This is a genomic window from Mycobacterium sp. NGS68 (assembly GCF_059812195.1).
Genome location: NZ_JCALCE010000009.1, coordinates 124,201 through 134,632, shown reverse-complemented (window position 1 = coordinate 134,632; position 10,432 = coordinate 124,201). Strand labels below are relative to the sequence as shown.

3 protein-coding genes are annotated in these 10,432 nt (G+C 77.5%); 2 read left to right on the top strand and 1 reads right to left on the bottom strand.

Going from position 1 to position 10,432, the window contains the following annotated elements; genetic code table 11:
* Positions 1–10: 10 nt before the first annotated feature.
* Positions 11–1,255 (bottom strand): HNH endonuclease signature motif containing protein, encoded by a 1,245-nt coding sequence (locus tag AC5Y5V_RS12570; RefSeq protein WP_499935133.1) that lies wholly within the window; start codon positions 1,253–1,255, stop codon positions 11–13.
* 431 nt (positions 1,256–1,686) lie between these two features.
* Between AC5Y5V_RS12570 and AC5Y5V_RS12565 the strand changes: the two genes are divergently transcribed.
* Together AC5Y5V_RS12565 and AC5Y5V_RS12560 are read left to right on the top strand one after the other, a co-directional pair.
* A complete protein-coding gene (locus tag AC5Y5V_RS12565) occupies positions 1,687–6,255 on the top strand; it encodes a PE family protein (protein ID WP_499935131.1) in 4,569 nt (1,522 codons plus the stop codon).
* 419 nt (positions 6,256–6,674) lie between these two features.
* Entirely contained in the window at positions 6,675–10,409 is a 3,735-nt protein-coding gene (locus AC5Y5V_RS12560; protein ID WP_499935129.1) for a PE family protein, read from the top strand.
* Positions 10,410–10,432 lie beyond the last annotated feature (23 nt).

Genomic DNA, 10,432 nt, shown 5'->3' with positions numbered 1-10,432 from the left:
ACATTCTTTGTTAGCCGGTCTTTTTGGGTTCGTAGGGTGTGTACCACCACCAGTCGGCGCGTTCACCCAAGGGCCCGTTCCAGGGCGGAACATCGGGTGGGGGTCCGTTGGGTGGTCGGGCCAGGGATCGGTTGTCCAGGGTGTGGCCTTCGCTGTCGGTGACGGTCAGATCCTCGGCGGTGCCGGAGATGGTGATGCCGCCGCGGTGGTGCAGGCGGTGGTGATACGGGCATAGCAGCACCAGGTTCGAGAGCTCGGTGGGGCCGCCGTCTTCCCAGTGCACCAGGTGGTGGGCGTGCAGCCCGCGGGTGGCCCCGCAGCCGGGCACCGCACACGTGGAGTGGCGGTGCTCGAGCGCGCGGCGCAGCCGGCGGCTGATTTGACGGGTCTCCCTCCCCGCCCCGATCGGTTGTCCGTCGCGCTCAAACCACGCCTCAAAGGTGGCATCACAGGTCAGATACCGGCGTTCGGCGTCGGAGAGCAGCGGGCCCAGGTGCAGGGCGGCGGCGCGCTGGGCGACATCGAGGTGCACCACCACCGTGGTGTGCGCGCTGTGCGGGCGCTGGGCGGCATCGGCGTCCCAGCCGGCGTCCACCAACCGCAGAAACGCATCCACTGTGGACGGTATCGGGGGCCGCTGCTCGTCGGTGCTGTCGGTGTGGTCGCGTGTCCAGCCCGCGATCAGCGCATCCCGGTGCGAGGCCAGCGCGGCGTCGAACGTCGCCGCCTCCAACCGGTCCAACGTGATCCGGTAACACGCCCCGGTCTCGGTGCCGGTCTTGGTGAACGAGGATTCCGGTGCCGGGCGCGGTTCGGGGTCGGGGCGGGGCTCGAGCTTGACCGCGGTGCGTAACTGGTTGACCGTGGCCACCGCCGCCAGCTCCGCATAATGCTCATCGGAACCCGCACCCGCCCCGGCGGCGATCACCCCCACCTGATCCAGCGACAACCGGCCCGCCGCCATCGCCTCGGCGCACAGAGGGAACTCTGCGATCCGTCCCGCGACCGTGGTGATCGTGGACGCGGTCGACGAGGACAAACCCAGCCGCCAGGCCACCAACGCCTTGACCGAGCGCGCCCCGGTCATCCCGCACAACCCGTCGCGCTCAATCTCAGCCACCCGCGCCACGATCTGGGCGTCAATCGCGTTGCGCTGACCCGCCAACTCCGCGAGCTCCTCGAACAACACCTCCAAACGATCCATCGGCCTGTTCGCCGGCACGGGCACAAGAGGCGTTGGGGGAAACGACGACATAACCCCATCAAAGCAGCCACCTACGACAACTTTCGGCGACCAAATCCGCGCCCGGGCGCGACCGCGCCGCTATGACGACCACGGATCCCGAACCCGGTATGTGAAAGACCTCCGCCGTCGAGGTTTGCCCCGATTCCCATGGTGCGCTCTGACCCGACATTTGGGTTAGATGTGCAATAAATTTGATGTATTCAATATGTTTGCTGTGATGTTGGTCTGGCGGAGGGCGCCTCCCATGGTCCGGCTGGCGGCGTGCACCTATCACGCCGTTTGACATGCTGATTCTGCGTCCCGCCGAGTGTTAGTGGAAACTTTGGCGACATGCTGGGCTCGTTTATGAAATTTGCTCCGAATGCGATGTGGTCGGCGTACAGTCCCGTGCCTCAGGTCTTTGTTTGGTCGTGTCACGGTGCTGTGATCGGAGTCCGAATATGTCGTTTTCCCTTCTTGTCGCTCCGCAGGCCGTGGCCTCGGCGTCGTCGGACCTGAGCGGGATCGGTGAGGCGCTCCGGCAGGCGTCGGCGGCGGCGCTGCCGTCGACGACGGGGGTGGCGCCCGCGGCAGCGGATGAGGTGTCAGCGGCCATCGCGCGGCTGTTCGGCGGGTTCGGGGCGGAGTTTCAGGAGCTGCAGGCGCAGAGCGCCCAGTTTCATGCGCGATTTGTCCAGCTGTTGGGTGCGGGCGGATCGGCGTATGCGGCGGCGGAGGCGGCGGCCAATGCGGATCTGTTGACGACGCTGGTCGATCTGGCGCAGCCGTTCGGGATCTTGTCGCCGGTCAGGGCGATCACGGGGCGCTCGCTGTTCGTCAACGGCGGCGACGCCCCGGCCGGTGCGGGTGCGGCCGGCCACGACGGCGGCTGGTTGATCGGCAATGGCGGCGCGGGCGGTTCGGGCACCCAGTCGGTCACCCCCGGCGTGGCCGGCGGTACCGGCGGCGCGGGCGGGAAAGCGGGCCTGTGGGGCGCCGGCGGGGACGGCGGCGCGGGTGGGTCTGGCGGTGTGGGGGCGGCGGGCGGAAATGGCGGGGCGGGCGCCGCCAACGGTGTGTTCGGCGGCGGCAACGGCGGCAACGGCGGCCAGGGCGGCACCGGCGGCCAAGGCGGGCAGGGCGGCCAGGGCGGCGCCGGCGGCGCGAACAGGCAGCTTTTCTCGACGCAGGGCGCGGCCGGGGCCGGTGGCGCCGGCGGCGACGGCGGAGTGGGCGACACGGGTGACTCGGGTGCGGCGCCGGGCGCCGGGGGTACCGGTGGCCACGGTGGTCAGGGCGGGCGCGGCGGGGCCAACAACGCGCTGCTGGGCGGGACGGTCGGTGCCGGCGGCGACGGCGGAGCCGGCGGTGAGGGCGGTCGGGGCGGCGACAGCACCTCAGCCGCTGCCGGGGGTGCCGCGGGCCAGGGTGGTGACGGCGGGCAGGGCGGCAGCGCGGGCGGCATCGGCGCCGCCGCGGGTGACGGCGGCGTCGGCGGCACCGGCGGTACCGGTGGCCTGGGCGCCACCGGCGGCCTGACCTCGTCCGACGGCGGGTCCGGCGGCAAAGGCGGCACCGGCGGATTGGCCGGCCTCGTCGGCACGCCCGGGGCGGTCGGCGCAGGGGGCGCCGGCGGCAGCGGCGGTCAGGGCGGCGCGGGCGCCACCGCGCCCGACGGCAGCGGCCTGAACGGCGGCAGCGGCGGCAAGGGCGGCGCCGGCGGCCTGGGCGGCGACGCCGGTGACACGACCGGCGTCGCGGGTTCGGGCGGGGCCGGCGGCGCCGGCGGTGACGGCGCCGCGGGCGGTAGCGGCACGTCGGTCGCGGGCTCCAACGGCGGCGCCGGTGGCTTCGGCGGTAATGGCGGTGACGGCGGTGTGGGCGGTAACACCGGAGCCGTCGGTACCGGCGGGATCGCCGGCAAGGGCGGGGCCGGCGGGGTCGGCGGCAGCGGCGGCGACGGTGGCGCGGCGGATGCGGGTTTCCGCGCCGGTGACGGCGGTCTGGGCGGCAAGGGCGGCACCGGCGGCGGCGGCGGTGACGGCCCCAACGGCGGTGCGGGCGGTACGGGCGGCAACGGCGGCGTCGGCGGGGCCGGGGGGACCAGCGCGGACGAGTCGGCCGGCGGCAACGGCGGTTTCGGCGGCGATGCCGGCGGCGGCGGCAAGGGCGGCCTCGGGTTGTCCGCGCTCGGCGGCACCGGTGGCGACGGCGGCAAGGGCGGTGGCGGCGGTGCGGGCGCCAACGGCGGCGACGTGGTCCAGGGCCACGCCGGGTGGGGTGGTCGGGGCGGCGACGCCGGTGACGGTGGCGTCGGCGCCATGACGGGCGGCCAGGGCGGCACCGGCGGCGCGGGCGGCGACGGCGGCCACGGCGGTGACCAAGGGCTGGGCAGCCAGGCCGGCAGCGGCGGCTGGGGCGGTGACGCCGGCAGGGGTGGCTACGGCGGCACCGGCGACGTGGGCGGCGACGGTGGTGCGGGCGGGGCCGGCGGCGCCTCGGGCGACGGCGGCGCGGGCGCGAACAGCGAGGCCGGCCTGGCTGCCGGCGCGGGCGGTGCCGGCGGCAAGGGCGGCGACGGCCTCACCACCGGCGGCGCGGGCGGCACGGGCGGAGCCGGCGGCAAGGGCGGCGACATGGGTGACGGCCCCATCCCGGACAACACCACGGGCTTCGGCGGGGCGGGTGGCATCGGGGGCCGCGGCGGTGACGGTGGCATCGGCCTCGGCATCGGAGCCGTCGGCGGTGACGCCGGTGGCGGCGGTGAGGGTGGCGCTGCTGGCGCGGGCGGCGACGTCGGCGCCTTGGCGTACAGCTCTGGCGGCTACGGCGGCGCCGGTGGCCAAGGCGGCACGGGCGGTGCCAGCGGTCTTGGCCAGGCCGGCGCCGGCGGCCAGGGCGGCCTCGGCGGTGCCGGCGGTGCCAGCGGAGTCGGGCAGGGGAGCACGGGCGGTGGGGGCGGCATGGGCGGCGGGGGCGGCCTGGGCGGCGACGGCGCTACCGGCGGCAAGGGCGGCGTCGGCGGTGGCGGCGGCCACGGCGGCCTGGGCGTCGACCTGCCGGCCGGTGGCTTCACCGGCGGCGGTGACGGCGGCACGGGCGGAGCCGGTGGTGCCGGCGGCGAGAGCACCGGGACCGGCATCGCGGGCGGCAACGCCGGGGCGGGGGGCCGCGGCGGAGACGGCGGCTACTCCGGTGCCTCCAACTCGAGCCACGGCGGCTACGGCGGCCAGGGCGGCACCGGCGGCAAGGGCGGTACCAGCCTCAGCGGCACCGGCGGTACCGGCGGCGACGGCGGAGCCGGGGGCACCGGGGCCGACGCCGGCATCGCCGGCCACAGCCATGGCGGCGGTGGCGGCTTCGGTGGTACCGGCGGCGAGGGTGGCGTCGGCGCGACGCACGGCGGCCACGGCGGCGGGGGCGGCGACGCCGGTCAGGGCGGCACCGGCGCCAACCTCACCGCGCCGGGCAGCGAGAGCGTGGGTGGCGACGGCGGCAATGGCGGCACCGGCGGTGCCGGCGGATCCAGCGCCACCGGTCTGGGCGGTGACGGCGGCGACGGCGGCGACGGCAGTTCCGGTCGCAGCCCCGGGACGGGCTTCACCTTTATGTCCGGCGGCTGGGGCGGCGGCGGTGGCACCGGGGGCGCCGGCGGTACCGGCTTCACCGGCGGCGGCGAGGGCGGCAACGCCGGCGCCGCGGGCAACGGCGGCAGCGTCACCGGCTCGCCAGGCGACCCCAACGGCTCGGCCGACGGCGGCTGGGCGGGTAACGGTGGTGCCGGCGGCGCGGGCGGCACCGCCACCGACCTCGGGGCCGCGGGCGGCACCGGCGGCACCGGTAGTGCGGGCGGCAACGGCGGCACGGTGGCTCCGGGCGGCTGGGGCGGGGGCGGGGCCGGCGGCGTCGGCGGCGCCGGCGGAGCGGGCGGTAACAGCAACGGCGGGAACAACGGCAACGGCGGGGACGGCGGCCACGGCGGCAACAGCGCCGACAGCTTCGGCGGCGCCGACGCGTACAACGGCGGAAACGGCGGAAACGGCGGCAACGCCGGCACGGGCGGCACCGCGGGCAACGGCGGCGACGGCGGCGACGCCGGCACCGCGGGCAACGCCGGCAACGCCGCCGACGGCACCGGCGCGACCGGCGGCTACGGGCAGAGCTTCAACGACTGGAGCGGCAACGGGGGCAACGGCGGCAATGCCGGCTCCCCGACTGGCCACAACGGCAACGGCGGAAACGGCACCACCGGCGCCAACGGCGGCGACGGCGGCGACGGCGGTGCGGGCAGCCCCCAGGGCGGCAACGGGGGCTGGGGCGCACCCGGCGGCAGCGGCGGCAGCGCGGGCACCGGTGGCACCGGGGGCATCGGCGGAAACGCCGGCGCCGGGGGCAGCGGCGGCGACGCCGGCGACGGCCTCGACGGCACCGGCGCGCTGGCCGGCAACGGCGGCTGGGGAGGCAACGGCGGCAACGGCGGTAGCGGTTTGGGCGCCAACGGCAACGGCGGCGCGGGCGGCGTCGGCGGGACCGGCGGCGTCGGCGGTTCCGGGACGACGGGCAGCGGCGTCAACGGCGGCACCGGCGGGCTGGGCGGCGACGGCGGTTGGGGCGGCCTGGGCGGCGACGCGGGTACCGGTTCGGGCACCGCGGGCACCGGCGGCGACGGCGGCGCGGGCGGCCAGGCAGGCGCGGGCGGCGCCGGTGGCGCGGCCAGCGGCGCGTTCACCAGCGGTGTCGGCGGCACCGGCGGCGAGGGCGGTTGGGGCGGCGACGCGGGTGACCCCGTTGCGACCGGCGGCGACGGCGGCGGCGGAGGTGCGGGAGGCGCCGGCGGGGCGCACCCCGGCGGCGGCACCGGCGGGCAGGGCGGCAACGGCGGCGGTGGCGGTGCGGGCGGCAACGGCACCGGTACCAGGCCCGGCGGCCATGGCGGCGCCGGCGGGGATCCCGGCAGCGGCACCGACGGCGGCGCCAACGGCATCGCGGGCGGCGACGGCCCCGACGGAGTCCCGCCGCCCCCGCCGTGATCGATGGGAGCCTGCGATGCCGTCGTTCCTGATTGCCGCTCCAGAGGCTTTGGCCGCGGCGTCGTCGGCTCTGACTGGGATCGGGGAGGCGTCTCCGGCGTTACCCCGGGCGGCGCGGGCGGCGCGGGCGGCGAAGCCGGGGGTGGCATCGGCGGCAACAACGGAACCACCGGGACGCGCGGATCAGGCTCTGCCGCAGGCACTTTCGGCATCGGCGACTCCGGCCCTCGCCCCGGCCCCAGCAGCAGTCCCGCGGTCGGCGGCGCCGCGGGGACCCCGCAGCCCACGCCTTCGATGAGAACGATTGGACTTTGCCGGAATTTGCTGCAAAGTCAATTTACGCGGCGTACAGTCCGCCCTGTTGCCTTTACTTAGCCCGTTTACAGGTCGTCCGACTTTGACGTGATGGGAGTCTGAAATTGTCGTTTTTCCTGGTGGCTGCCCCGGACGCATTGGCGTCGGCGTCGTCGGATTTGAGTGGGATTGGGGAGGCGATCCGGCAGGCGTCGGCGGCGGCGTCGCCGTCGACGACGGGGGTGGTGCCGGCGGCGGCGGATGAGGTGTCGGGGGCGATCGCGCGGTTGTTCGGTGGGTTCGGCGCGGAGTTCCAGGAGTTGCAGGCGCAGAGTGCGGCGTTTCATGCGCAGTTTGTCCAGTTGTTGACGTCGGGTGGGTCGGCGTATGCGGCGGCGGAGGCGGCGGGGGCCTCGCCGTTGGCGGGGCTAGGTGACCTCGGGTTTTTTTCGCCGGTGAAGGTGTTGACGGGTCGGCCGTTGTTCGGTGATGGGGCGAATGGGGCGGCGGGCACGGGTAAGGCCGGTGGTGATGGGGGTTGGGTCTTCGGTAACGGCGGTAAGGGTGGTTCGGGTGCGGCGGATGGGGGTGCCGGTGGTGCTGGTGGTTCGGCGGGGTTGTGGGGTCGTGGGGGTGATGGCGGCGCGGGTGCTGACGCCACGTCGGCGGGTGTGGCGGGTGGTCGTGGGGGTAATGGTGGGGCGAATGGGCTGATCGGCGGCGGTAATGGCGGTGTGGGCGGTGCCGGTGGGCAGGGCGGCGCCGGCGCCTCGGGCGGCAACGGCGGTAGCGGTGGCGCGAACGCGCAGTTGTTCTCCACGCAGGGCGCGGCCGGGACCGGCGGGGCCGGCGGCACCGGCGGCGTGGGCATCAGTGGCACCGACGGGGCGATGACGGCAGCCGGACTGGCCGGCGGTAACGGCGGGTCCGGCGGTGTCGGCGGCACCGGCGGCGCCAACCATGCGCTGGTGGGCGGCGCCGTCGGCGCGGGCGGCGACGGTGGTGCCGGAGGCGCCGGCGGCCAGGGCGGCACGGGCGCGGCGGGGCTTACCGGCGGCACCGCGGGCAACGGCGGCAACGGCGGGCAGGGCGGCAGCGCGGGCGGCGCGGGCGGCGCCTCCGGCAGCGGCGGCCTCGGCGGCGAAGGTGGCATGGGCGGAACCGGCGGGACCCAGGCCGTCATCTCGGCGGACGGCGGCCGCGGCGGCAATGGCGGCACCGGCGGCCTGGCGGGCGCGGTCGGTACGGGCGGAACCGTGGGCAACGGCGGCGCCGGCGGGGTCGGCGGCACCGGCGGGGCCGGCACGCACGGCACGGACAACGCCGGCGGGGCCGGCGGAAACGCGGGCTACGGCGGCAGGGGCGGCGACGGCGGCAGCGCCGGTGACGCCAGCGGCACCGCCGGCAGCGGCGGAGCCGGCGGGGCCGGCGGCGGTGGCGGCGTCGGGGGCACCAGCCTGACGACGGCGGGCGACGGCGGCGACGGCGGCGGCGGCGGCCTGGGCGGCCAGCGCGGCGCGGTCGGCAGCGGCGGAGCCGTCGGCAATGGCGGCGCCGGTGGCAGCGGCGGCACCGGTGGGGCCGGACTCGACGCGGGCGACGGCAGCAGCGGCACGGGCGGCAGGGCCGGCGGCGGCGGTGACGGCGGCAAGGGCGGCGAGGCCGCCGACGGGAGCGGTGTCGCGGGCGCCGGCGGCGCGGGCGGCAACGGCGGCCAGGGCGGCCAGGGCGGCAGCGGCATCACTCTCGGCGGCGCCGACGGCGCGTCGGGCGGTACCGGCGGTGCGGGTGGCGGCGGCGGTTCGGGCGGCGACGCGGGGAGCGTCGGCACCGGCGGGATCGCCGGCAAAGGTGGTGACGGCGGCGCCGGTGGTGGCGGCGGTGATGGCGGCGACGGTGACCCGACCAACGTCGGTGGCACCGGTGGCACCGGCGGTCAGGGCGGCGACGCCGGGCGAGGTGGCAACGGTCCCACCGGCGGCACCGGTGGCACCGGCGGAGGCGGCGGCGCCGGTGGCGCGGGCGGATCCACAGGCAACCCCGTCGGCGGCGGCTTCGGCGGTCTCGGCGGCCACGCGGGCGCGGGCGGTGACGGCGGCACCGGGCTCACGGGCGTCGGCGGCACCGGCGGTGGCGGCGGGACCGGCGGCGCGGGCGGTAACGCCGGGGCCGGCAGTGACTTCGCCGTCGCGTACGGCGGCAGCGGCGGCGACGGCGGCGACGCCGGGGCCGGTGGCGCGGGTGCCACCGACGGCGGCCTGGGCGGTCACGGCGGCCTGGGCGGCGCGGGCGGTCGCGGCGGCGACCAGATCGGCGTCGGCCTGCAGGCCGGGTCCGGCGGCGCGGGTGGCAACGGCGGCCTGGGCGGCGACGGCGGCGTCGGCAACACCGGGTTCGGCGGGACCGGCGGCACCGGCGGCACAGGCGGGCGGTCCGGGGACGGCGGCTTAGGCGACTACAGCGAGGGCGGCTTCAGCGGCGGCGCTGGCGGTGGCGGCGGCACGGGCGGCAACGGCCACGCCGGCGGCGGCACGGGCGGTGACGGCGGCCTCGGCGGCAACGGTGGCGACGGCGCTGGCGGTGCTGCCACCGGCACCTACAGCATGGGCGGGACGGCCGGGAGCGGCGGCCGCGGCGGCGACGGCGGCATCGGCACCGGCGCCGAAGCCGCCGGGGGCAACGCCGGTGCCGGTGGCGACGGCGGTGTCGGCGGCAACGGCGGCAACGTCGCGATCGGCGCGGAGACCATCGGCGGGCAAGGCGGATTCGGCGGCGACGGCGGCGACGGCGGTGCCAGCGTCAGCGATGTCGGCGGCAAGGGCGGAGCCGGGGGCGACGGCGGCCTCGGCGGCAACTATGGCCCCGGGGGCAGCTACTTCCTCGGCGGCAGCGGCGGATACGGCGGAAACGGCGGCACGGGCGGCGATGGGTACATCGGCGGTGGCGCCGGCGGTGCCGGTGGCACCGGCGCGACGGGCATCAACGTGGGCGTCAGCAGCTTCGATCTCAACACCGGAACCCTTGGCGGCTTCGGCGGAGCCGGCGGCAACGGTGGCGCCGGGGGCAACGGCACCGGCGCCAACTCCTTCGGCGGAAACGGCGGCGCGGGCGGGGCGGGCGGCGACGCCGGGACGGTCATCGACGGTCACTGGTCCTTCGGCGCTCCCGGTGGGTACGGCGGCGCCGGCGGGGCCGGCGGCAACGCGACCGGCAGCGGCCTCAACGGGTTCGGCGGCGACGGCGGCCACGGCGGCAACAGCTCCGAGGGCTACGGCGGTGGGCGCGCCTACAGCGGCGGTGACGGTGGCCGGGGTGGCGACGCCGGTACCGGGGGCACCGGCGGCAATGGCGGCGACGGCGGCAATGCAGGCACCGCGGGCAACGCCGGTGACGCCCTCGCCGGCACCGGCGAAGACGGCGGCCACGTCTTCTCAGGCGGCGGCAACGCGGGCAACGGCGGGGACGGCGGCAACGCCGGCTCCGCGACCGGCCTCAACGGCAACGGCGGGAACGGCACCGCCGGCGGCAACGGTGGCGACGGTGCCTCCGGTGGCGACTACGGCGGGTACGGGGGTCAAGCCTCTCCCGGCGGCAGCGGGGGCAATGCCGGCCACGGCGGCCTGGGGGGCAACGGCGGCAACGCCGGTGCCGGCGGATCCGGCGGCGACGGCGGCGACGGCGCAATCTCCGGCGGCAACGGCGGCGATGCCGGCAACGGCGGCAACGGCGGCGAGGGCGGCAACGGCGGCACCCAGGGCACCGGCGGCAACGGCGCGCCCGCCGGCAACCCAGGCGCTGCCGGTGATCCTGGCGGCACCCCGGGTGCAGGCGGCACCGACGGCCAGCACGGGAATCCGTGACACCGTCGGTTGCTGCCGCCCTT